This window comes from Chitiniphilus eburneus (assembly GCF_005048205.1).
GTDB classification, from domain to species: Bacteria; Pseudomonadota; Gammaproteobacteria; order Burkholderiales; family Chitinibacteraceae; genus Chitiniphilus; species Chitiniphilus eburneus.
Window position 1 is genome coordinate 119,055 of sequence record NZ_SUMF01000006.1, and the last position, 23,143, is coordinate 142,197.

16 protein-coding genes are annotated in these 23,143 nt (G+C 64.7%); 5 read left to right on the forward strand and 11 right to left on the reverse strand.

Annotation, left to right across the window (positions count from 1 at the left end):
- From FAZ21_RS08280 to FAZ21_RS08290, 3 genes are all read left to right on the forward strand, one after another.
- Positions 1 to 2,040 carry a methyl-accepting chemotaxis protein gene (locus FAZ21_RS08280; RefSeq protein ID WP_169307308.1) on the forward strand — a complete coding sequence of 680 codons (2,040 nt, stop codon included), beginning with the start codon at positions 1 to 3 and terminating at the stop codon, positions 2,038 to 2,040.
- Positions 2,041 to 2,162: 122 nt separating this feature from the next.
- Positions 2,163 to 4,046: an MFS transporter gene (locus FAZ21_RS08285; RefSeq protein ID WP_136772829.1), complete on the forward strand. Its 1,884-nt coding sequence runs from the start codon at positions 2,163 to 2,165 to the stop codon at positions 4,044 to 4,046.
- 446 nt (positions 4,047 to 4,492) lie between these two features.
- Positions 4,493 to 5,116 (forward strand): cytochrome c oxidase assembly factor Coa1 family protein, encoded by a 624-nt coding sequence (locus FAZ21_RS08290; RefSeq protein WP_136772831.1) that lies wholly within the window; start codon positions 4,493 to 4,495, stop codon positions 5,114 to 5,116.
- 293 nt (positions 5,117 to 5,409) lie between these two features.
- Here FAZ21_RS08290 and FAZ21_RS08295 read toward each other — a convergent pair whose 3' ends face one another.
- Positions 5,410 to 6,309: a DUF72 domain-containing protein gene (locus FAZ21_RS08295; RefSeq protein ID WP_136772833.1), complete on the reverse strand. Its 900-nt coding sequence runs from the start codon at positions 6,307 to 6,309 to the stop codon at positions 5,410 to 5,412.
- A gap of 193 nt (positions 6,310 to 6,502) precedes the next feature.
- Here FAZ21_RS08295 and FAZ21_RS08300 point away from each other — a divergent pair, with 193 nt between their 5' ends.
- The gene (locus tag FAZ21_RS08300; protein ID WP_136772835.1) at positions 6,503 to 6,727 is read left to right on the forward strand and encodes a hypothetical protein; all 225 of its coding nucleotides are present in this window, start codon (positions 6,503 to 6,505) and stop codon (positions 6,725 to 6,727) included.
- A gap of 67 nt (positions 6,728 to 6,794) precedes the next feature.
- Here the strand turns inward: FAZ21_RS08300 and FAZ21_RS08305 are convergent, their stop codons facing one another.
- From FAZ21_RS08305 to FAZ21_RS08350, 10 genes are all read right to left on the reverse strand, one after another.
- Positions 6,795 to 7,490, reverse strand: coding sequence for a YuaM family protein (locus tag FAZ21_RS08305; protein ID WP_136772837.1), 696 nt, complete (start codon positions 7,488 to 7,490; stop codon positions 6,795 to 6,797).
- A 113-nt stretch (positions 7,491 to 7,603) separates the two neighbouring features.
- The gene (locus FAZ21_RS08310) at positions 7,604 to 9,001 is read right to left on the reverse strand and encodes an efflux transporter outer membrane subunit (RefSeq protein ID WP_136772839.1); all 1,398 of its coding nucleotides are present in this window, start codon (positions 8,999 to 9,001) and stop codon (positions 7,604 to 7,606) included.
- Positions 9,002 to 9,254: 253 nt separating this feature from the next.
- Positions 9,255 to 12,407: an efflux RND transporter permease subunit gene (locus tag FAZ21_RS08315; protein WP_136772841.1), complete on the reverse strand. Its 3,153-nt coding sequence runs from the start codon at positions 12,405 to 12,407 to the stop codon at positions 9,255 to 9,257.
- Positions 12,408 to 12,425: 18 nt separating this feature from the next.
- Positions 12,426 to 13,613: an efflux RND transporter periplasmic adaptor subunit gene (locus FAZ21_RS08320; protein ID WP_136772843.1), complete on the reverse strand. Its 1,188-nt coding sequence runs from the start codon at positions 13,611 to 13,613 to the stop codon at positions 12,426 to 12,428.
- A gap of 363 nt (positions 13,614 to 13,976) precedes the next feature.
- Complete coding sequence (locus tag FAZ21_RS08325) at positions 13,977 to 14,594, reverse strand: TetR/AcrR family transcriptional regulator C-terminal domain-containing protein (RefSeq protein ID WP_136772845.1); 618 nt, start codon at positions 14,592 to 14,594, stop codon at positions 13,977 to 13,979.
- Positions 14,595 to 14,993: 399 nt separating this feature from the next.
- Positions 14,994 to 15,362 carry a YbdD/YjiX family protein gene (locus FAZ21_RS08330; RefSeq protein WP_136772847.1) on the reverse strand — a complete coding sequence of 123 codons (369 nt, stop codon included), beginning with the start codon at positions 15,360 to 15,362 and terminating at the stop codon, positions 14,994 to 14,996.
- Complete coding sequence (locus FAZ21_RS08335; RefSeq protein WP_136772849.1) at positions 15,355 to 17,418, reverse strand: carbon starvation CstA family protein; 2,064 nt, start codon at positions 17,416 to 17,418, stop codon at positions 15,355 to 15,357. Before FAZ21_RS08335 ends, FAZ21_RS08330 begins: the two co-directional genes overlap by 8 nt.
- A 275-nt stretch (positions 17,419 to 17,693) precedes the next feature.
- Positions 17,694 to 18,020 (reverse strand): quaternary ammonium compound efflux SMR transporter SugE, encoded by a 327-nt coding sequence (sugE, locus tag FAZ21_RS08340; protein ID WP_136772851.1) that lies wholly within the window; start codon positions 18,018 to 18,020, stop codon positions 17,694 to 17,696.
- Positions 18,021 to 18,250: 230 nt separating this feature from the next.
- A complete protein-coding gene (locus FAZ21_RS08345; RefSeq protein WP_136772853.1) occupies positions 18,251 to 19,426 on the reverse strand; it encodes an O-succinylhomoserine sulfhydrylase in 1,176 nt (391 codons plus the stop codon).
- 206 nt (positions 19,427 to 19,632) lie between these two features.
- Positions 19,633 to 21,060, reverse strand: a complete 1,428-nt coding sequence (locus tag FAZ21_RS08350) for an MltF family protein (protein ID WP_136772855.1) — start codon at positions 21,058 to 21,060, stop codon at positions 19,633 to 19,635.
- 176 nt (positions 21,061 to 21,236) lie between these two features.
- On the opposite strand from FAZ21_RS08350, the gene abc-f reads away from it, so the two are divergent.
- Complete coding sequence (gene abc-f / locus FAZ21_RS08355; RefSeq protein WP_136772856.1) at positions 21,237 to 23,141, forward strand: ribosomal protection-like ABC-F family protein; 1,905 nt, start codon at positions 21,237 to 21,239, stop codon at positions 23,139 to 23,141.
- Positions 23,142 to 23,143 lie beyond the last annotated feature (2 nt).

Consider the following 23,143-nt stretch of genomic DNA (forward strand, 5'->3'; position numbering starts at 1 on the left):
ATGAACAAATTCCGACAATTGCCCATCGGCTATCAAATCCTGAGCCTGGCGCTGATAACCTGTCTGGCGATCTTCGCCACGTTGATCGTTTACACCAGTGCCAGCATCCAGAAAAACGCGCTGGAAAAAGTGAAATCGGAACTCGCCGCGCAGGTGAATCTGGTCAGCGGCACCATGGACATGACCTACCGTGCCGCGGCCAGCGACGCGCAAGAGGCGGCCAAACGGTTTCGCGAGTTCCTGCCCGGGCCGTTGACGATCGGCAGCGAAATCGACCCTGCCGGCGAGTTCAACGTGCCACGCCTGAACTCGGGCGGCGAAGCGATGGCCGGCAGGAACGATCTGCTGGAACGCTTCAAGCGGCAATCCGGCGACGACACACTGTTCGTGGTGCGCGACACCAAAGGACGCTGGATTCGCGTCACCACCATGCAAACCGGCGCCGAAGGCCCCTGGACCGAAATCCCCGCCACCGATCCGGTGGTGCAGTCGATGACCGCGGGCAAGCCCTACCTGGGCGTAGCCATACGGAACGGGCAGTACTCCATGATCGCGGCCGACCCCATCAGCGACAGCGCCGGCAAGGTGGTCGCGTATTTCGCCGTACTGGTCAGCATGCAGTCGGAAATGGACCTGCTGCGCGACACACTGAAGAACGTGCCCGTCGGCAAGACCGGCTACGTCTACGTGATCGCCCCCACCGGCGACGCCAACATCGCGCGCATCGTCATCCACGGCAATCCCGACCTGGCCGGCAAGCTGGTGGGCGAAGCACTGCAAGGCCCGGCGCTGGAGGTCTTCAAGTATCTGGCCGAAAAGCGCAAGGGCGAATATCAGTACCTCTGGCCCGACAGCAGCGGCACGGAGCGCATGAAGATCGCTACCTTCACCGAGGCACCGGGCTGGAACTGGGTCATCGCCAGCGGCAGCTTCATCGACGAATACACCGAGGACAGCGTAGCGCTGAGCCAGCGGCTGATCTTCGCCTGTGTCGGCTTGTGCCTGCTGCTGTTGGCGGTGTTGTACTTCGCCCTGCGCTTCCAGTTGAAGCCACTGGGCATGGTGGTGGACCTGATGGATCGCTTCGGCAGCGGTGACCTCACCGCGCAGATCGATCGCGACGCCTCCCCCGGCAGCCGTAACGAAATCGACCGGGTGGCGCTGAGCTTCAATGGCGCGGCCAGTCGGCTGCGCCAGGTGGTCGGGCAGATTCGTGCCACCGCCGGCACGGTGGACCACACTGCCGCCGGCCTGGAAGACGCCAGCAACCAGATGTTCGACGCCAGCAAGACGCAGAGCGAATCGGCCTCGGCCATGGCGGCGACGGTGGAGCAGATTTCGGTCAGCATCACCCACATCGCCGACAACGCCAGCGACGCCGAGCGGCGTTGCCAGCAGGCGATGTCCAGCGTGCACGAAGGGCGGGAGAAAGTGCAGCAGATGGTGGAAGAACTGAAGACCATCTCGACCACCACGCAGCAGGCGGCGGAACGTATCGCCGACCTGGGCGAGCGCTCCAGCGAAATCACCAAGATCGTCAGCGTGATCAAGGAAATCGCCGAGCAGACCAACCTGCTGGCGCTGAATGCCGCCATCGAAGCGGCACGCGCGGGCGAACAGGGCCGGGGCTTCGCGGTGGTGGCCGACGAAGTACGCAAGCTGGCAGAACGCACCACGCATTCCACGCAGGAAATCGGCGACCTGATCGGCGGGATCGTCAGCGAAACCCAGCAAATGGCGCACCAGATCGTCGAGGTATCGCGGCACATGGGCGATGGCGTGACCCGGGCCGCCGCCACCAACACCATGCTCGATGCGATTCATCATCAGACCGAACGCGTCACCGGCGCGGTCAGCGATATTGCCGGCGCCACCCGTGAGCAATCGACCGCCAGCACCCAACTGGCGCAGGGCGTGGAAAGCGTGGCGCAACTGGCCGAGGAAAACAGCAGCATCGTCGCCAGCAACCGCGATGCCACGCTGGCACTGCGAGACCAAGCGGTATCGCTGCGCGACGAAGTGGCGGCGTTCCGCACCTGAGCGTCATTGCCGCGCACTTGCGCGGTTCATGCGGCCATCGACCCGATGGCCGCTTTTTTTGCGCGCGCACCCGTCACGGGGTTCCGCTAGACTAGCCGCGACCCCATGTCCCGACCGCCGTCATGCACAAACCCAACCAGTTCGACCTGTTTGCCAGCCGGCGCTTCCTGCCGCTGTTCGTCACCCAGTTCTTCGGGGCCTTCAACGACAACCTGTTCAAGAACGCCTTCCTGGTGCTGATCACCTTCTATGGGCTGAGCGCGGCCGGGCTGGACGCCAAGACGCTGGTCAACGCCGCCGCGGGTATCTTCATCCTGCCGTTCTTCCTGTTCTCGGCGCTGGCCGGGCAACTGGCCGAAAAGTACGACAAGTCGCGGCTGGCGCAATGGATCAAGCTGCTGGAAATCGCGATCATGCTGCTGGCCGGCCTGGGCTTCTACCAGAAGAACGCCACCATCCTGTTCTGCTGCCTGTTCCTGATGGGCATCCATTCCACGCTGTTCGGCCCGCTGAAGTACTCGGTGCTGCCACAGTACCTGAAGGAAGAAGAACTGCTGGGCGGCAACGGCCTGATCGAAGCCGGCACCTTCATCGCCATCCTGGTCGGGCAGATCGCGGGCACGCTGATCGTGCAACATCAGCCGCATGGCGAAACCCTGATCATCTACGCCTGCGTCGGCGTGGCGGTGCTGGGTTATTTTTCCAGCCGCGCCATGCCCAGCGCCGCGCCGCCCGCCCCCGACCTGAAGATCAACTGGAATGTCTTCGGCGAAACGTGGCACATCATCCGTCACGTCAGCCACAACCGCACCGTGTTCCACAGCCTGATGGGCATTTCGTGGTTCTGGTTCTTCGGCTCGGTGTATCTCACCCAGTTGCCTGATCTTTCCCGCAACGTGCTCAACGGCGACCCCGGTGTCTATACGCTGCTGATCACGCTGTTCTCGGCTGGCGTGGGCCTGGGCTCCGCATTGTGCGAAAAGTTGTCCGGACGCCGGGTAGAGCTGGGCCTGGTGCCGTTCGGCTCCATCGGCATGAGCGTATTCGGCATCGACCTCTACTTTGCCCTGAACGCCGCGCCCGCCGCCGCGCACTACGATATCTGGGGCTTCATCGCCGATCCCAGCCACTGGCGCGTGATGCTGGACGTTGCCGCCATGGGTGCCTTCGGCGGCCTGTTCATCGTGCCGCTGTACGCCCTGGTGCAGACCCGTACCGAAAAAGCCTTCGTCTCACGCGCCATCGCCGCCAACAACATTCTCAACTCGCTGTTCATGGTGGTGGCCGCCGGCATGAGCATCGCGCTGCTCAAGGCCGGGCTGACCGTGCCGGGGCTGCTGTTGACCGTGGCACTGATGAACATCGCGGTCGCGCTGTACATCTACACACTGATCCCCGAATTCCTGATGCGCTTCCTGGTCTGGATCGGCGTGCACACGCTATACCGCGTGCGTTGCGAAGGGCTGGACCACATCCCCGAGGAAGGCCCCTGCGTGCTGATCTGCAACCACGTCAGCTTCATGGATGCGCTGGTGATCGCCGGCATGGTGCGCCGGCCGATCCGCTTCGTGATGGATCACCGCATCTTCAGGGTGCCGGTGCTCAACTTCATCTTCCGCACCGCGGGCGCCATCCCCATCGCCCCCGCCCGGGAAAACGCCTCTCTCAAGGACCAGGCGTTCGACCGCGTGGCGCAGTACCTGGAGGCCGGCGAAGTGGTGTGCATCTTCCCCGAGGGCGCCATCACCCGCGACGGCGAAATCCAGGCCTTCCGCCCCGGCATCGAGGAAATCATCCGCCGCACGCCGGTGCCGGTGGTGCCGCTGGCGCTGCAAGGCCTGTGGGGCAGCTTTTTCAGCCGCAAGGATGGCGCGGCGATGATGAAGGTGCCGCGCAGGATCTGGTCGAAGATCGGCCTCGTCGCCGGCGCGCCGGTGCCGGCCGCGAACGCCGACCGCCGCGTGCTGGAGCAGCAGGTGCGCGATCTGCGTGGCAACTGGCGCTGAGCATCGACCTGGGGTGAATCGACCTTCAAACGTGGGATGCGTTGGTTCGTGGGCCGGGTGGCTGCGCGAAGCGCGGTGCCGCAGAGAGCCTTCCTCTCTGCAAGCCGTGCGACAAAGCAGACACCGGCTCACGGGCCAACCCGAAGGGAAGGAGGAAGGCCGGGCGCATGGCTGCGTTGCGCCTCGCTCGTGGGGATCACCCCACCCCATTCGGCACGCCTTGCCCGGCCTTCCTCCTTCGCACCCACGTTTGAAGGTCGATTCACCCCGGTGCCGCCGGGCCTGGCCTGGCGGTGCGCTGCGCGAGGCCATTGCGCCACGCGATGGCACTCACCGGCATTTGACTCCAAACCCCTGCCCTCGTAGTGTTTCCTGACAGCCAGCGGTTGGCGCCTGCCACCGGGCAACATAGCGATGCCGCCACCCAGGCGGCGCAGGGGAACACCATGGAAAACACGTCCGGCCAAGGCCCGCACGCCGCCGTCCCGCCCGAGATCGACCGCTGGAACTGGGGCGCCTTTCTGCTCAACTGGATCTGGGGCATCGGCAACAACACGCCGTTGGCGTTGCTGATGTTCGTCCCCTTCGTCAATCTCGTGATGCCATTCGTACTCGGCGTGAAAGGCAGCGCCTGGGCCTGGCGGCACAAGCGCTGGGAGAGCATTGCCGCCTTCCGTGCCACGCAGCGCCGCTGGGCCTGGTGGGGCCTGGGCATACTGGTGGCGAGCATCACGATCGTCGCCGGCGGGATCGCGCTGATGACCTGGAGCATCGGCAGCGCCATGGCACACACCGATGCCTATCGCCTCGGTGTCGAGCGGGTGAGCAACCACCCCGCCGCCGTCGCCGCCCTGGGCAAACCGATCACGGCATCCCGGCCTTCCGGCAGCTTCGTCGTCGACGATACGGGCGGGTCGGCCGAATTCACCTTCGACGTGGCCGGCAGCAAGCAGCGCGGCGTGATCTACCTGGAAGCCACGCGGCATGGCACTCGCTGGGCGCTGGACCGGATCGAACTGGATATCGACGAAACCGGCGAGCAGATCGACCTGAACCGGCTCGACCTGTAGGGCGTGTCGTCACCTGTTTCACGACAGCGTTCGGTGCAGTTCGGGATGCCGCGCCAGGAGCTGGATGCGCCGCGGTATGGATACCGCAAGCGGCCAGCGACACCGCGCGGCGCCCGAAATGCACCGAACCCGCAGGGCTGGGCCGAAAAAACACCATCCACCGCGTTGCACTCCTTGCCAATAACCAGTTGTTGCCTGCGTCGTGCGCCTGGCGCTTTTTCGGCCCAGCGCTGCCGCGAAACAGGTGACGACACGCCCTAGCACGCCCCGGCCCACGCCGAGGCGGCGCCGCCTCACGTCGCGCCAGGTTCGCCCAGCGGCTCGCCCAGGCCCAGCAACGCCACCAGCCGCGCGGCGTCGAACGGTGCCTTCACCTTGATGTCGTTGTCGAAGTAACAGAACACATCCCGCGAGGCGCGTCGGGGCGGCACACGTTCGACGATCAGTCTGGCATCGTCCGGCTGACCGCCATGCCGCCAGGCCTCGATACGCGCCGCCCAGCTTTTCAGCGCCGCGTCGCCATAGCCGCTGGCGTACAGCACCTGGTCGCCGTGCAGGCGCACGTAGACGAAATCACTGGTCACATCCTCGCGATCCGGCCATTTGCCAGCGGTATCGGCCACCACCAGCGCCACCTTGTAACGCCGCAGCAGATCGGCAAATTCACGGGTGACGAAGCTCTGGTTGCGAATCTCCACCGCATGTCGCAGCGCCCCGCGATACCGCCCGCTCACCGCCACCCGCCCTGCCATCCGCGCTTCGTGCTGTGCCGCCACAGCGCGCGCGGCAGTGAAATCGTGTGGTAGCCGCTGGAGAAAAGCATCGAACAGTTCGGCATCGAAACGCATGCTGGGCGGAAACTGCCACAGGATCGGCCCCAGCTTTCCCTTCAGCTCCAACACGCCTGACGCCAGGAAATTGGCCAGCGGCCCATCGATATCGCGCAAGCGCCGGATATGCGTGATATAGCGTGGCGCCTTCACGCTGAAGATGAAATCGTCCGGCGTATCGGCATACCAGTTGGCGTAGCGCTCGGGCGTCTGTAATGCATAGAAGGAGCCGTTGATCTCGATGCTCGACAACGCGCGCGACGCGAAATGCAGTTCCTGCTTCTGCGGCAGCCCTTGGGGATAGAACACCCCGCGCCACGGCGGGTAACGCCAACCCGAAATCCCGATCCTCACCTCAGCCACGTGCCCTCCTGGTCGCGTTTTACATGCGGTGGTGCAGCAATTACACGCAAAGATCCGGCAAATCCGGCCGAGCGGCCGCCACAGTCGCCTTTTCATGCCGATCGACCAGGCACGCCAATTGCAACCGGGCACGGGCCACTACAGCCAGCCTTCGCTGAGCTGCGCGGCATCGACAAACCGAAGGAGATCCATCATGCGCCACATCGTCACCCTGCTTGCCTCCACCGCCATCGCATTCTCGGCCACCGCCTTTGCCGGCAATGCCGGCGATTCGCACAGCGATCCGTCCAATTCCGCCGCCAGCGCGCCGCACAGCAAGAAGCACTCAAGCAAGAAGGACACCACCGGCAAGACCGACACCCGCAAGAAGGCAGCGGATACCGATGCGGGCGGCACCACGGATGGCGGAGCCCAATAGCAGAAAGCAAACCAGCAAGGCCAGCCGGCCTGCTCACATCAAAAACCCGCCAATTGGCGGGTTTTTATCAAAACATCTGCGAACCATCGTTTCTTTCCATTCGAAGCGCCGCCTGCGTAACAATGAAATTCACGCGAAACAGCCCTTCCAGATGGGCAGATACAAATACCTTACCAATAAGCAGCCCACTCAACAGTGCCACGGCAAACAAAAAGAAGTTACCCTCGACCAACCAACCCTGGATTGCCGTGATGCCGTGCAATATATTGCCGGAGAACAAGTCACGCCCCTTGTTAAATACATAGAAAATCGACGGCACAATTCCAATCAGGATCGTTCCCGTTTTCCCTCGCGCCTCCAACCGCTTGATTTCTCGTTCCAGATGAACGGACATCAGCGACAAAACCGTGGGCGAGTAGCCAAGCAATGTAGCGATGGCCTGCTCATCCTTGTCGATTCGAAATTGCAAATCCGGAACGAACCCTCTTTTCTTTCGATCCCTCAATCTGATATAAAGCGGAGCCAGAAAATAGGCGAACATGAAGACAAGGCTCACCACCTGCCCCAGGCAAAACAAAATCAACCCCAATTGAAAAAACTTCAACCATAGCAAAGGAATTACGACAAGAAGTGTGACCCCATAGGAAATCAGAAAAAACTTCCTTAACTTCGCCACCCACAAAGGGTCGGAAGGAACATCCGAGCTTTTGCGAATTTCGTTGATTTTCCTCAGCAAAGAGGAAGTGATTTTTTCATCGTTCATATAGACCACCCTTAAAAATAGCCACCACGATACTGTTTTTTTACGCCAGAATAAAAACAAGCCCGCCAATTGGCGGGCTTGTCTGTTAAAACAAAAATCAATCAAAAGCTTTCTTAATCCACCTCCAGCGGCTTCTGCTCATCGCCACCCAGCGCCTTGAAGGCCTCCGCCGTGACGGCAAGGCGAGCGCGGGCGGCGTCGATCAGGGCCTGCTGCGACAGGTATTGCGCGCGCTGAGCGTCCAGCACGTCCAGATAGCCGACAAGGCCAGCGTCGTAGCGCGATTGCGCCACACCCAGCCGTTCGGTCTGGCGTGCGACGGCGCGTTCCAGCGCTTCGACGTATTCCTGCTGGCCCTGCTGATCCGACAGCACGTCCGACACTTCGCGGAACGCGGTCTGCACGGTGCGCTCGTATTCGGCCACCGCAATCACCTTGCGCGCTTCGGTCAGGTCCAGATTGGCCTTGTTGCGACCGCTGTCGAAGATCGGCAGCGTGATCTGCGGGGCGAAGCTCCAGGCACCGCTGCCGCTGCCGAACAGGTCGGACAACTGCGCGCTGGCACTGCCTGCGTTGGCGGTCAGCGTGATGGTGGGGAAGAACGCAGCGCGCGCGGCGCCGATATTGGCATTGGCGGCACGCAGTTCGTACTCCGCCTGACGCACGTCCGGACGCGCCAGCAGCACGTCGGAGAGCAGGCCTTCCGGCACGCGGGTATCGGGCAGCGTGGCCACCAGCCGGGCTTCGGTTTCCGGCACGTTCACCACGGTGCCGACCAGCAGTTGCAGGGCGTTGCGGGCATTGCGCGCCTGGCGTTCCAGATTGGCCTGGCTGGCGCGCGCCTCTTCGACCGCTGCGGTGGCCTGTAGTGCGTCGAGCTTGTTGGCGAGCCCCGTTTCCAGGCGCCGGCCAATCACACGGTCGCTTTCCGACAGGCTCTGCACCGTCTTGCGCGCCAGTTCGGCACGCTCTTCGAACGAACGCAGGTTCCAGTAGGCATTGGCCACTTCGGCGATCAGCGAGACGCGCACGGCGCGTTGCGCTTCCTCGGTGGCGAGGTAGCGGTTGCGCGCGGCGTCGGACAGGCTCTTCACGCGTCCCCAGAAATCCAGTTCGAACGCGGTGAAGCTCAGGTTGGCGTCGTAACGCCGGCCCACGGTGGCTTCGCCGCCGGTCACGGTCCGGGGCGTACGCGCGGCCTGTTCGCCGCCGCCCAGCGCCAGCGTGGGCAGGCGGTCGGCATTGGTGATGCCGTACAGCGCACGGGCTTCCTGAATGCGTGCCACGGCGATGCGCAGGTCACGGTTGTTATCCAGCGCCTGGGCAATCAGCCCCTTGAGCGCGGGATCGCTGAAATAATCCTGCCAGCCAGGCAGCGCGGCCTGGGTGCTTGCCTGGCCCGCCCCCATCTGGACAGGTACCGGCGAAGCCGGCCGCTCATAATGGGGCGCCATCGAGCACGCCCCGAGCAGCGCCACCAGGGGCAGCAGGGTAAAGATGCGTTGTTGCATGGCAAATCCTTATCGAGTACCGCGCGTCCCACCGGGGCCGCGCGGCGCAATCTGTTCATCCGGGCAATCACGAAATCGCCCCGGAATCCGGCTCAAAGCCCGGGCCAAACACACGGTCGCGGTCGTGGAACCGGGGGATGGCCCCATCACGGGCAGGCCGTCACCAGCCCCCCGCGAGGGCCTGGCCACCGGCTTGGCCGGAGACCAGGTTGCCCATTCACCCATCGCCCACGCCTGCGTGTTCATCCGGCGCTCAACGGTGGTCATCGGCCGGTTGGTCGTCCATGCCCGCGACATGCTTGCTCTTGTCGGGGAAGAACCGCCGCACCACCACAAAGAACACCGGCACCAGGAACACCGCCAGCAGCGTCGCCGCGATCATGCCCCCGACCACGCCGGTACCCAGCGCGTGCCGGCTGGCCGCGCCCGCGCCGGAACTGATCGCCAGCGGCATCACGCCCGCGATGAAGGCGATCGAGGTCATCAGGATCGGGCGGAACCGCAAACGGCACGCTTCGAGGGTGGCATCCACCACGTTCATGCCGTGCCGCTGCATCTCACGAGCGAACTCGATGATCAGGATGGCGTTCTTGGCGGATAGACCAATGATGGCGATCAGGCCCACCTTGAAGTACACGTCGTTGGGCAGCCCGCGCAGCGTCATCGCCAGCACCGCGCCGAAGATGCCCAGCGGCACCACCCACAGCACGGCAAACGGGATGGACCAGCTTTCGTACAGCGCGGCCAGGCAGAGGAACACCACCAGGATCGACAGGGCGAACAGCATCGGCGCCTGGCTGCCGGACAGCCGTTCCTCGTACGAGGTACCGGACCATTCGAAGCCCACGCCCGCCGGCAGCTTGGCCGCCATGTCTTCCATCGCGTTCATCGCGTCGCCTGAACTCTTGCCCGGCGCCGGGCCGCCCGCGATCTTGTACGACGGCACGCCGTTGTAGCGATCGAGCTTGGCCTCGCCCACCACCCAGCGGGTGGTGGCGATTTCGGAGAACGGCACCAGCGAGCCGTCGCGCTTCTTCAGTTGCAGCCGCAGCAGGTCCTCGGGCTGGGTGCGGGCATCCGGAGCGGCCTGCATCAGCACGCGCAGCACGCGCCCTTCGCGCACGAAGTCATTGGCGTAGGCGGAGCCGAGCGCAATCGCCAGGGTGCTGTTCAGCTCGCCCATATCGATGCCCAACTGGCTGGCCTTGACCTTGTCCACGTCCAGGTAGAGCTGGGGACCGAGTTCCTGGCCCTCGGGGCGCACGCCCGCCAGGTTGCCGTTCTGCCCGGCCATGCCCAGCAGCATGTTGCGCGCCTGGAGCAACTGCTCGCGGCCGATCCCGCCCCGATCCTGCAAGCGGAAGTCGAAGCCGCCCACCGACGCCAGTTCGGGAATCGGCGGCACGTTGGTGGAGAAGATGAACGCCTGCTTGATGCGGAACAGCATCATGTTGGCCTGCCCCACCAGCGAATCCACCTGCGTTTCCGCCGTATGGCGCTCATCCCAGTCCTTCAGCGTGACGAAGGCCAGCGCGGCGTTCTGACCACGACCGAAGAAGCTGAAGCCCACCACCGACACCACGCGCGCCACGGCCGGCTGCGACATGAAGTGCTGCTCCACCTGCTGCATCACCTCCAGCGTGCGCTCGCGGGTGGCGCCCGCCGGCAACTGCACGATGTTGATGAAGTAGCCCTGATCCTCTTCCGGCAGGAAGGAGGTCGGCAGCTTGGTGAACAGCCAGCCGGTGGCCGCCAGGATCAGCGCGAAGAACACCAGCGCCAGGCCGGCGCGGCGCAGGATGCGCGCCACCCAGCTCTGGTAGCCGTTGGTCATGGTGGCGAACTTGCGGTTGAACCAGCCGAAGAAGCCCTTGCTGCCGTGGCCATCCTCGCCCTTCTTCACCGGCTTGAGCAGCGTGGCGCACAAGGCCGGGGTCAGCGTCAGCGCCATCAGCGCCGAGAAGAACATCGTCAGCACCAGCGTGACCGAGAACTGGCGGTAGATCGCGCCCACCGAGCCGCTGAAGAACGCCATCGGAATGAACACCGCGGTCAGCACCAGCGTGATCGCAATGATGGCGCTCACGATCTGGCCCATGGCCTTCTGCGTGGCCTCGCGCGGCGCCAGACCTTCCTCGGTCATGATCCGCTCGACGTTCTCGATCACCACGATGGCGTCGTCCACCAGGATACCGATGGCCAATACCATGGCAAACATGGTCAGCACGTTGATCGAGTAATCGAACAGGTACAGGCCCAGCAGCGCGCCGGTCAGCGCAATCGGCACCACGATGGTGGGGATCAGCGTGGCCCGCAGGTTGCCCAGGAACAGGTACATCACGATGAACACCAGCGCGATGGCTTCGGCCAGGGTCTTCAACACCTCCTTGATGGAGATATCGATGAACTTGGAGGTGTCGTACGGGATTTCCCAGGCGACCTGGTTCTTGGGGAAGTAGCGCGACAGCTCGGTCATCTTGGCGCGGATGGCGGCGGCGGTCTGCACCGCGTTGCCGTCCGGCGACAGCTTCATGCCGATGGCGGCGATGGGCTTGCCGTTCAGGCGCGCCTCGACGTCATAGCTGGCGGCGCCCAGTTCCACGCGCGCCACGTCCTTCAGCCGCACTAGCGCGCCGTTCCCGCCTTCGCGCAGCACGATGTCGCCGAACTCCTCGGGCGTGACGAAGCGGCCCTGGGTCACGACGGTGGCGGTGAACTGCTGGCCCTTGGGCGCGGGCAACTGGCCGATCTCACCGGTGGCGAGCTGCACGTTCTGCGCACGCACGGCGGCCAGCGCCTCGGACGGGCTCATGTGGTAGCCCGCCAGCTTGGCCGGGTCCAGCCAGATACGCATGGCGTATTCCGAACCGAACAACTGCGCCTCGCCCACGCCCGGCACGCGCCGCAGCGCGTCGATGACGTTGGCATTGACGTAGCTGCCCAGCGCGGTTTCGTCGTACGAGCCGTCGGGTGAGAACAACGTGATGAACAACAGGAAGTTGTCGCGCGACTTGAGCACCTGCACGCCCTGCTGGCGCACTTCCTCGGGCAGACGCGCCTCGACGCGCTTGACCCGGTTCTGTGCCTCCACCGAGGCGATGTCCAGGTTGGTGCCGGTCTGGAAGGTGAGCGAGATGCTCATGTTGCCGGAGCTGTCGCTCTCGGAGGACATGTACAGCAGATTCTCGATCCCGTTCATTTCCTGCTCGATGAGCGAGGTGACGGTTTCCTCGACCACCTTGGCGCTGGCGCCCGGATAGCTGGTGCTGATCGTGAGTCCGGGCGGGGCCACTTCGGGGTACTGCGCAACCGGCAGCCCCCGTAGCGCCAGCACGCCGGCCAGCACGATGATGATGGCGATCACCCATGCAAAGATGGGACGATCGATAAAGAAACGGGCAAACATATGCTCGTGCTCCTGGTTTTATTGTTTTGCGGCGCTGGCGACTTTCTTGGGCTGCTGCGGGGCCGCCGGGGCTGCTGCGCCCTCTTCGACCGGCGTCACGGGCGCACCGGGGCCAACCTTCTGCAAGCCATCCACGATCACCCGCTCACCGGCCTTGAGCCCGGTGGTGACGATCCAGTCCTGCCCGGAGAAGCCGCCGGTCTTCACCGGACGCACCGCCACCTTCTTGTCGGCAGCGACCACGTAGACGAACTGGCCTTGCGGGTTGGCCATCACCGCGCGTTGCGGCACCTTGATCGCACCGCCGAGCGCGCCCTGGGCGAAACGCACCGTGGCGAACATGCCCGGCAGCAGCAGGCGATCGGGATTGGCGAATTCGGCGCGCAAGGTCACCGCGCCGGTTTCGGGATCGACCGTCTGCTCGGCAAACAGCAGCTTGCCTTTCTGTGCGTAGGTGCTGCCGTCTTCCAGCACGATTTCCACCGGCACCTGGGCGGCCTTCATCTTGCCTTCCAGCAGCGCCTTCTTCAGGCGCAGCAGATCGGCGCCGGACTGGGTGAAATCGACATAGATCGGATCGAGCTGTTCGATGGTGGCCAGGTGCGTGGCTTCGCCCTTGCCCACCAGCGCGCCTTCGGTGACGAAGGCGCGGCCGATGCGGCCGGAGATCGGCGCCTCGACGCCGGCATGGCCGAGGTCGATCGTGGCCTGTTTCACCGCCGCCTGCGCGCTGGCCACATCGGCCTGCGCCTGCTTGAGCTGTGCTTCGGCCTGGTCGAGTTCCTGCTTGGAAACGCCCTGGTCGTCGATCAGCACGCGGTAGCGCTCCGCCGTCTGACGCGCGATGGCGGCATTGGCATTGGCCTTGGCCAGCCCGGCCTGCGCCGAGGCGGCGGCGGCTTCGAGCGTGCCGCGATCGATCTGGAACAGCGACTGGCCGGCACGGACTTCACCGCCTTCGGTGAACAGCCGTTTTTCCAGAATGCCTTCCACCCGCGCGCGGACTTCAGCGGTACGGAAGGCGGTGATGCGGCCGGTGAGGTCGCGGGTAACGGCGGCATCGCCGGAACGGGCGGTGGCCACCACCACCTCGGCGGGCGGCATCTGCGCGCCAGGGCCGCCCGCCTGTTGTTCGGTCTTGCCGCAGGCACCCAGCGCCAGAACGACGCCCAGCAGGGGGCCCAGCTTTCGGGAAAGCGTATGCATCGTGTAACTCCTGTCTCTCTGTGATTTGGATTTCTAGAGCCGCTAACACAATCCTCCTGCCCCCGCTGGCCGCCCGGGCCCTCGATGTCCGGGAAAACCGGTCCATCGCGCTCGGTACGTGCCGCGAGTCCTGCCAGGACTGCCGTACTGGATTGTGTTAACGGCTCGGAACGCCGGGTTCACCGACCCGGTCGCTTGCTACTCACGCCACCGGCCCACTCGCCGGTCACATCAAACCCGACTACTTTATTGCCGCGACTTCCCCACCCGGAAGCCGCGTCGGTGACTCATCTTGCCGATCCGACAGCCGTAGGTTTTCACTCGACGCCGGTCTCGATGGCTACCTGGCGCACGCCAGGGCGATCAGGCGGGCCGCTCCGGCGCCGCCGGCGCGTAGGTGCGCAGGAACAGCTCCAGCGCGCGGTTGACCTTCTGTTCTTCCAGCGCCGGGTCCATCGCCGTACAGCCAAACACCAGCAAGGTGTGGTCATGGCTGACCAGCATGTCCATCAGGATGTGCGCGGCTTCCAGCGGGTCTTCGTTACGCAGCACGCCGGCATCCATGGCGTTCCGCAACACCGCCGCCATCTGCTGCCGGCTGTAGACGAAACAGCTTTCGTACAGGCTCTTTGCCAGCTCCGGAAACCGCGAGGCCTCGCTGATCAGCAGCTTGTGCATGTTGATCGCATCCGGTGCCAGTACCCGCTGGCGAAAACGCATGCCAAAGTTGAACAGGCGTGCGCGATAATCGCCCTCGTCGGTGGCCAGCGCGGTGAACACTTCCTTCACCGCGCGGGTCAATGCCACGCAGAACAACGCTTCCTTGTTGCCGAAATGGTTGTAGATCGTCTGCCGCGCCACCTGGGCGCGCGCAGCCACCGCGTCGATGCTGCTGCGATAACCGCTTTCGCAGAACACCTCGAGCGCCGCGTCGAGCACGCGCGCCGCGCAATCGCCATGGCAGGGAGAAACTGGGGACATGGAACGTTCGACGGTTAGATTGGACGGTACAGTCTAATGCGAAATGCGAATCGTCGTAAATCCTCACATACGAAAATGACAAGGCTGGCATCAACACCATTCCGGGTGGCCATCTTCCGATCACCCGGGTATGAAAAACGGCTGCCACAGGCAGCCGTTGCAAAGGTGGGCACCAGCGCGGCCCAGGACGAATCGACCTTCAAACAAGGGATGCGTTGGTCCGTGGGCCGGTGCCTGCTTTGTCACACGGCTTTCAGATAGGAAGGCTATCTGCGGCGCTGCGCTTCGCGCAGCCACCCAGCCCACGAACCAACCCGAAGGGAAGGAGGAAAGCCGGGCACAACGCAGCCATGCGCCCGGCCTTCCTCCTTCGCACCCACGTTTGAAGATCGATCCGCCCTAGCAGGGGCAGCGGCCCCCGCCGGCGCCATCGGCGCTGGGAAAACGCGCCTCCAGGCAGTGACGGTAGAACTCGGCGCGGCTCATGGGCTCGGCATCCGGATGACGCTCGCGCATATGCGCGAGGTAGTACTCGTAATCGTGGATGCCAACCATCAGCCGGCAGGTCTGCACCACTTTGCGTGCGGCGTCCTTCAGCCCGCCCAGCCAGTCCGAACCCAGGCTGTAACGCTCGAATGTCTCGCGGCTCATCGGTTCGCCGCGCCGGTGCTGGGCGCGATGCTCCGCCAGGTAGCGCGCGTAATCGTCCTCCGGCGCCTGCGGCGGCGGCGCTTGCCGGCCGCCGTTCAGAAAGGAAAGGTCAAGCATTGGCGGGTACCTCGCGCAACTGGATGGACGTTTCCTGCGCAGTGGCTTCGCGGCTGGCCAAGGCACGGCGGATGGCGAAGAACGCCGCCACCAGCATCACCACCGCCACCAGCATGAAGAAACCGCACAGCACGGCATTCACCTGGTTGTTGAAAGCGATGCGCTGCATGTCGGCAATGCTCTTGGCCGGGGCCAGCAAGGTGCCCTCGGCGGCGGCCGCGTTGAATTTGTCCGCAATGGCCAGGAAGCCGATCTTGGGGTTCTCGTGGAAAATCTTCTGCCAGCCGGCGGTCATCGACGTGATGAACAGCCACGCGGTCGGCAGCACGGTCACCCAGGCGTAGCGCTCTTTCTTCATCTTGAACAGCACTACGGTACCCAGGATCAACGCCATCGACGCCAGCATCTGGTTGCCGATGCCGAACAACGGCCACAGGGTATTGATGCCGCCCAGCGGGTCGGTCACGCCCTGGTACACGAAGTAGCCCCATCCCGCGACCGCCACGGTGGTGCCGACGAGGTTGCCGAACCAGCTACGGCTGCGCGCCAGGCCGGGAATCGCCACGCCGGCCAGATCCTGCACCATGAAGCGGCAGGCACGCGTACCGGCATCGACGGCGGTCAGGATGAACAGCGCTTCGAACAGGATGGCGAAGTGGTACCAGAACGCCATCATCGCGGTGCTGTTGAAAATCTCCGAGATGATGTGTGCCATGCCGACGGCGAAGGTGGGCGCGCCGCCCGCCCGCGACAGGATGGAATGCTCGCCCACGTCGCGCGCGATCTGCGTCAGCACGTCCGGGCCGATGGCAAAGCCCCAGCCGTTGATCGCGGCGGAGGCCGATTCCACCGTGGTGCCGATCAGCGCGGCCGGCGAGTTCATCGCGAAGTACACGCCCGGATCGAGCACGCTGGCGCAGATCAGCGCCATGATCGCGACGAACGACTCCATCAGCATGCCGCCGTAACCGATCATGCGCATGTGGCTTTCGCGCTCGACCAGCTTGGGCGTGGTGCCGGACGCCACCAGCGCATGGAAGCCCGAGATCGCGCCGCAGGCGATGGTGATGAACAGGAACGGGAACAAGGCGCCGGAGAACACCGGGCCGCTGCCGTCGATGAATCGCGACACCGCCGGCATCTTCAGGTCGGGCGCGGCGAACACGATGCCCACCGCCAGGCCTGCGATCACGCCGATCTTGAGGAAGGTGGAAAGATAATCACGCGGTGCCAGCAACAGCCACACCGGCAGCACCGAGGCAACGAAGCCATAGCCCACCAGCACCAGCGTCAGTTGCGGGCCGGTCAGCGTGAAGAACGGCCCCCAGGTGGGGCTCTGGGCGATGTTCTCGCCGTAGATGATGGCCAGCATCATCAGCACGAAGCCCACCACCGAAATCTCACCGATGCGCCCCGGGCGGATATAGCGCATGTAGACGCCCATGAAGATGGCGATGGGAATGGTGGCGGCGATGGTGAACGTGCCCCACGGGCTTTCCGCCAGGGCCTTGACCACCACCAGCGCCAGCGCGGACAGGATGATGATCATCACGCCCAGCGCCCCCAGCATCACGATCACGCCGGCAAACGGACCAAGCTCCTGCTTGGCCATCTCGCCCAGCGAGCGCCCGTCGCGGCGGGTGGAGATGAACAGCACCAGGAAATCCTGCACCGCGCCGGCCAGCATCACGCCGACCAGAATCCACAAGGTGCCGGGCAGGTAGCCCATCTGCGCCGCCAGGATCGGCCCCACCAGCGGCCCCGCGCCGGCAATGGCCGCGAAGTGGTGGCCGAACAGCACCCACTTGTTGGTCGGAACGTAATCCAGCCCGTCGTTGCGCCGTTCCGCCGGCGTCATGCGGCGGTCGTCCAGCTCGAATACCTTGCTGGCGATGAAGCGGCTGTAGAAGCGGTAGGCGACGCTGTAGCAGGCAACCGCCGCCACCACCAGCCAGACCGCATTGACGTGCTCCCCCCGGCTGAGCGCGAGCATGGCGAAGGCGAACGCCCCCACCAAGGCCACCGCCAGCCATGTCAGCCCCGATTTCAGATTCATGCAGCTCCCCTTTTTCGTTGAGACGTAGTCGCATTTGAACCACTACGAACCGGCGAATGATCCGCCGCCGTGGCTGTGATCAGGATAGGGTTTTTCCCCAAGCTGACAGGAGGATTTATCCAACGAGCATGAAACCAATGAAAAACGCCGCCGAAAGGCGGCGGCGGGACGGCGGAAGGCGCCCGGCAATGCGGGCGCCAACAGGGTTCATCGGTGTTCAGGCGGATGGCGGCGGCATGAATGCCGCGCCGAACCCGGCACGCCTCGCACGCGGATCAGGCGAGCTTGAGGCCGATGATGCCGGCGAGGATCAGCCCGACCGACCCCAGGCGCCACGCCGTGGCGGGCTCGCCCAGCCAGATGATGCCCAGGATCACCGTGCCGACGGCGCCGATGCCGGTCCATACCGCATAGGCGGTGCCGATGGGCAGCGATTTCATCGCCAGCGCAAGGAAATACATGCTGGCGATGGCGGAGACCCCGAACACCAGCGAAGGCGTGAGGCGACTGAAGCCATGGGACGATTTGAGCGCGAGCGCCCAGACCACTTCGAGCAGTCCGGCGATCAACAGGTAAGTCCAGGGAATGACAGTGGGGCTCATGGCCTTGCTCCGTTTCGATTGATGGGTTGTCGAATGGATGGGGCCGTCCCCGATGACATGACGGTGCGCGGTCGTCCACGCACCCTTGGTGCTGCCGGCTTGGCAGGCGAACCACAGGATACCGGCCTTCCCCCTGGCCGGCCAGGCAGCAAGTCACTTGCCCAGCGCGTATCGACCTTCAAACGTGGAATGCGTCTGGAGGTCGATGCACCCTGAGCCAGGGGAATGGATCAGTTCAGCCCGCGCTGTAGATCGGCGATCAGGTCGTCGATATCCTCCAGCCCGACCGAAATGCGGATCAGCCCTTCGCGGATACCTGCGGCGGCGCGGGCCTCGGGCGTGATGCGGCCATGCGTGGTACTGGCGGGATGGGTGATGGTGCTGCGCACGTCGCCCAGGTTGGCGGTACGGCTGATCAACTGCACGGCATCCACCACGCGCCATGCCGCCTCGCGGCCCCCCTTCACTTCGAACGAAACGATGCCGCCCCCCCCTTTCTGCTGGCGCGCGGCCAGCGCGTGCTGCGGGTGCGAAGACAGGCCGGGATAGAACACCCGCTCGACCTGGCCCTGCTCCTGCAACCATTGCGCCAGCTTGAGCGCATTGTCGCAATGCGCGCGCATGCGGATCGGCAGCGTCTCCATGCCTTTGAGCAGTACCCAGGCGTTGAAGGGGCTAAGGCTGGGGCCCGCGGTACGCAGGAACAGATAAACCGGTTCGAGCAACGCCTTGCTGCCGACCACCGCGCCACCCAGCACCCTGCCCTGGCCATCCAGGTACTTGGTCGCCGAATGCACGACGAAATCGGCGCCCAGCTTCAGCGGCTGTTGCAGGATCGGCGTGCAGAAGCAGTTGTCCACCGCCAGCAATGCCCCATTGGCGTGGGCTACTTCCGCGATGGCGGCGATATCGGCCACCTCGGTCAGCGGATTGGACGGGGTTTCGAGGAAAAACAGCTTGGTGTTGGGTCGCACCGCCGTGGCCCAGGCGGCCGGATCGGTGGGCGCGGCATAGCTGACTTCCACGCCGAAACGGGTGAAATAGGTGTTGAACATCTGGATGGTGGCACCGAACAGGCCATTGGACGCCACCACGTGGTCGCCGGCTTTCAGGTGCGCCATGCCCAGCGCCAGGATGGCGCTCATGCCACTGGCGGTGGCCACGGCGCGCTCGGCGCCCTCCAGCGCGGCCAGCCGCGTTTCGAACGCTTCCACCGTGGGATTGGTGAAGCGCGAGTAGATATGGCCGGGAATCTGGTTGGTGAACTTGAGCGAGGCTTCCTCCGCGCTGCCGACACAAAAGCTGGAAGTCAGGTACATCGCGTCCGAATGTTCGCCGAATTCGGTGCGCAGGGTACCGGCGCGAATCGCCAGCGTATCGGGATGCAGCTCGTCGAAGTCTTGCATGGATGCCTCGGCAAATAAAACAGGGGTAAGAACCCCCTGTTATATCCCAATTTGCACCAGCGGGATGGTAACAGTTCTCGATATCTCAACCGGGAACAGCGCCCCATTTGCGAGGACGAATCGAACTTGGACACCGGGGTGCAACAGGGCGATGCGCCTCAGGCCGCCGACCAAGGCCAGCGAGGCACCCCGCCTGGTCAGCCCCCTTAATCCCGCTCCGCCATACTGGCCACCTTCGCCTTGGGCGAGCTGTCGCGCTCCGACGCCTGATAGGCGAGATAGAAGCGGTTGACCGACGATACATAGTCGAGCAGCCGCTGCCCCACCATGCGGCGGGCGACGATCTCGACATTGCCGCCCCAGCGATTCGGGTCCAGCCCTTCCTTGGCGGCCTGCCGCCGCATCTGCTGCACCCGCCCCTCGCCCGCGTTATAGGCGGCGAGCATGAAATACAGCTGGTCGTCCTCGGCGATCTCGCTCCGCGTGAACATCTTGCGCAGGTACGACAGATAACGTGCGGCGGCGGTGATGTTGCCCTCGTTGCCGTGCGGGTCCTTGACGCCCATCTTGCGCGCGGTGCTGGGGTTGACCTGCATGACGCCGGTGGGGCCGTTCTGCCGCGTGACGCCCTTGAGCTTGGATTCGCGCTGCCCGATGGCGGCGAGCAACAGCCAGTCCATATCGTTGGCCGCCGCCACCACCTGGAACACCGGCGCCAGCACCGCCAGCCGGTCCAGGCCACCCTCGGCGCTTTCCGGCAGGTCGGCGCGGCCGTCGGCCGGCAGGAAGCGCTGGGTCTGCGTGGCGGCCTGGCTCGCCAGCCTGGCGCCCTTGGTGGCGATGAAGCGGTTCAATTCGGCCAGCAACTGCGGATGCTGCGGCGCAACCGCCCACGATACATTCACCGCGTTGTCGATACAGCCATCCTGCCGCAGATTCGGCAGGCGTTTTTGCCAGAGCTTGAACACGTACTGGCTGGCCAGCGTCACCGCGTCGCTGCCGCCATTGATCGACACCAGCAGGCTTTCGGTGCTGGCGCCCTCGGCCGCGTCCATGATGCGCAGGCCGGGCTGGCTGGCGGCGACCCGCCGCGCGAAGCTGGCCTTGGGCAAGGTCAGCGATTCGCCGTCCAGCGCGGCCAGATCGGGCACCGCCGCGCGGCTGCGATGGCGCACCAGGCACCAGCGGTCATCGAGATAGGGTGAGGAATATTCCACCAGTTGGCCAACGCCGGGAATCACCGGCATCAGGCCGGCGGCCACGTCGCCACGCCCCGCCATCAGCGCCGGAATCAGTTCACCCGGCTCCACCGGCACATACAGCAGCCGTGTCGGTGCGCGGCTGGCGGGCCGGTTGCGATTGAGGAACAACTCGAGCTGGTACAGCATGGCGTGCTCCACGCCATGTGGAGCGCCATTGCGGAAAAAGAACGTACTGGCGCCCTTGGCCACCAGCACACGCACCCGCCGCGGCGGATTGGCCGGATCGTAGTCGCTATCCGCCAGTTCGGTGGGCGAATCGAGCTGGGGATGCTCGCTATCGGCCGCCGCCACCTTGGGCTTGGCCGCCTGGGCGGTCGCCGTCATGGCCAGCGCCAGACAGCAGGCGATGCCTATGGAATAAAAAATGCGCATCAGCCGATTCTAGCCAGAAAACCGCCCGATCGTCCCGCGCCAGATCGTGCATGGGCACTATTTGCCACCGGGGAACACCCGCGCAACAGCCTGATCTGCCGGATACCGCAAGCCGGGCCGACGATCGCGCCGATAGGTATAATCGCCCGACTCCGCAACTGATTACCCATCCCCCAATGCCCCTGCTGCTCGTCGAACAAGCCTCCCTCGCCTTCGGTCACTGGCCGTTGCTGGACAACGCTACGCTGTCGGTGGAGCCCGGCGAGCGCGTCGGCCTGATCGGGCGCAACGGCCAGGGCAAGTCATCGTTGCTCAAGGCCATCGCCGGCGTGGTCCGGCTGGACGACGGCGAAATCCGCGTCACGCAGGATGCCCAGGTGGCCTATGTGGCGCAGGAACCCCAGTTCACGCCGGGCGCGACGGTGTTCGAAGCGGTGGCCGACGGCCTGGGCGAATTGCGGCAACTGCTCACCGACTATCACCACGCCGCGCAGCACCAGGATGGCAGCGAGGCGGCGATGGCGCGCCTGAACGAATTGCAGCACGCGCTGGAAGCCCGTGACGGCTGGCAGTTCGACGCGCTGATCGCCACCACGCTGTCGCACCTTGACCTGGCACCGGACTTGCTGGTGGACGAGCTTTCCGGCGGCTGGAAAAAGCGCGTGGCGCTGGCCCGCGCGCTGGTGGCACAACCGCAGTTGCTGCTGCTGGACGAGCCCACCAACCACCTGGACGTCTCGGCCATCGAATGGCTGGAAGGCCTGCTCAACAATTTCGCCGGCAGCGTGCTGTTCGTCACGCACGATCGCCGCTTTCTCGACAACGTGGCCACCCGCATCGTCGAACTGGATCGCGGCCGCCTGACCAGCTTCCCCGGCAATTTCAGCACCTACGAAACGCGCAAGGCCGAACTGATCGCGCAGGAAGAAACCGTCAACCGCAAGTTCGACAAGGTGCTGGCGCAGGAAGAAGTGTGGATTCGCAAGGGTATCGAGGCACGGCGCACACGCAACGAAGGGCGCGTACGCCGGCTGGAAGCGCTGCGGCGCGAACGCACGGCGCGCCGCGAGCGCGTGGGCAACGTCGGCTTCCAGCTCGACGCGGGCGAACGCTCGGGCAAACTGGTGGCCGAGTTCGAGCACGTGGGTAAATCGTTCCGCGACGCGGCCGGTAACGACAAAGTGATCGTGCGCGATTTCACCACCCGCCTGATGCGCGGCGACCGTATCGGCCTGATCGGGCCCAATGGCGCCGGCAAGACCACCCTGCTCAAGCTGATCCTGGGCGAGATCGAGCCGGACAGCGGCGTGGTCAAGCGCGGCACCAATCTGCAAGTGGCGTATTTCGACCAGTTCCGCGAACAGCTCGACGAGGAAGCCGCGCTGGTCGATGTGGTGAGCCAGGGCAACGAATACGTGGAAATCGGCGGCGCCCGCAAGCACGTGATGGGCTATCTGGAAGAGTTCCTGTTCGCGCCGGAGCGCGCGCGCAGCCCGGTGAAATCGCTGTCCGGCGGCGAGCGCAATCGCCTGCTGCTGGCGCGCCTGTTCACCCGCCCCGCCAACGTGCTGGTGCTGGACGAGCCCACCAACGACCTGGACATCGATACGCTCGACCTGCTGGAACAACTGCTGGCCGATTACCCCGGCACAGTGTTCCTGGTCAGCCACGACCGCGCCTTTCTCGACAATGTGGTCACGCAGACCATCGCCTTCGAAGGCGATGGCGTGCTGATGGAAAACGCCGGTGGCTACAGCGATTACCAGACCGCCCGCGCGCGCGCCATCGCCAGCCGCGCCGCCACGGCCAGAAAGGCCGAACCCGCCGCCAAGCCGGTGGAGCGCGCCAAACCGCGCCAGCAGAAGCTTGGGTTCAACGAACAACGGGAACTGGAACGGCTGCCCGGCGACATCAAGGCCCTGGAGACCGAGCAAGCCGAATTACAGCAAGGCCTGCTCGACCCGGAGCTGTACCGCGCCGCGCCGCTGAAGGCCAAGGAAATGCAGGCCCGGATCGAGGCCATCGAACTGGAACTGCTGGACAAGCTGGAACGCTGGGAAGCCCTGGAGGCGCGCCGCTAGGC

What these genes read in the sequence shown, in the direction of transcription:
- FAZ21_RS08290 (WP_136772831.1), top strand. Translation starts at nt 4,493, where the DNA reads ATGGAAAACACGTCCGGCCAAGGCCCGCACGCCGCCGTCCCGCCCGAG.
- FAZ21_RS08280 (WP_169307308.1), top strand. Translation starts at nt 1, where the DNA reads ATGAACAAATTCCGACAATTGCCCATCGGCTATCAAATCCTGAGCCTG.
- sugE (WP_136772851.1), bottom strand. Translation starts at nt 18,020, where the DNA reads ATGAGCCCCACTGTCATTCCCTGGACTTACCTGTTGATCGCCGGACTG.
- FAZ21_RS08315 (WP_136772841.1), bottom strand. Translation starts at nt 12,407, where the DNA reads ATGTTTGCCCGTTTCTTTATCGATCGTCCCATCTTTGCATGGGTGATC.
- FAZ21_RS08350 (WP_136772855.1), bottom strand. Translation starts at nt 21,060, where the DNA reads ATGCGCATTTTTTATTCCATAGGCATCGCCTGCTGTCTGGCGCTGGCC.
- FAZ21_RS08330 (WP_136772847.1), bottom strand. Translation starts at nt 15,362, where the DNA reads ATGCTTGACCTTTCCTTTCTGAACGGCGGCCGGCAAGCGCCGCCGCCG.
- FAZ21_RS08305 (WP_136772837.1), bottom strand. Translation starts at nt 7,490, where the DNA reads ATGAACGATGAAAAAATCACTTCCTCTTTGCTGAGGAAAATCAACGAA.
- FAZ21_RS08300 (WP_136772835.1), top strand. Translation starts at nt 6,503, where the DNA reads ATGCGCCACATCGTCACCCTGCTTGCCTCCACCGCCATCGCATTCTCG.
- FAZ21_RS08310 (WP_136772839.1), bottom strand. Translation starts at nt 9,001, where the DNA reads ATGCAACAACGCATCTTTACCCTGCTGCCCCTGGTGGCGCTGCTCGGG.
- FAZ21_RS08335 (WP_136772849.1), bottom strand. Translation starts at nt 17,418, where the DNA reads ATGAATCTGAAATCGGGGCTGACATGGCTGGCGGTGGCCTTGGTGGGG.
- FAZ21_RS08320 (WP_136772843.1), bottom strand. Translation starts at nt 13,613, where the DNA reads ATGCATACGCTTTCCCGAAAGCTGGGCCCCCTGCTGGGCGTCGTTCTG.
- abc-f (WP_136772856.1), top strand. Translation starts at nt 21,237, where the DNA reads ATGCCCCTGCTGCTCGTCGAACAAGCCTCCCTCGCCTTCGGTCACTGG.
- FAZ21_RS08345 (WP_136772853.1), bottom strand. Translation starts at nt 19,426, where the DNA reads ATGCAAGACTTCGACGAGCTGCATCCCGATACGCTGGCGATTCGCGCC.
- FAZ21_RS08285 (WP_136772829.1), top strand. Translation starts at nt 2,163, where the DNA reads ATGCACAAACCCAACCAGTTCGACCTGTTTGCCAGCCGGCGCTTCCTG.
- FAZ21_RS08325 (WP_136772845.1), bottom strand. Translation starts at nt 14,594, where the DNA reads ATGTCCCCAGTTTCTCCCTGCCATGGCGATTGCGCGGCGCGCGTGCTC.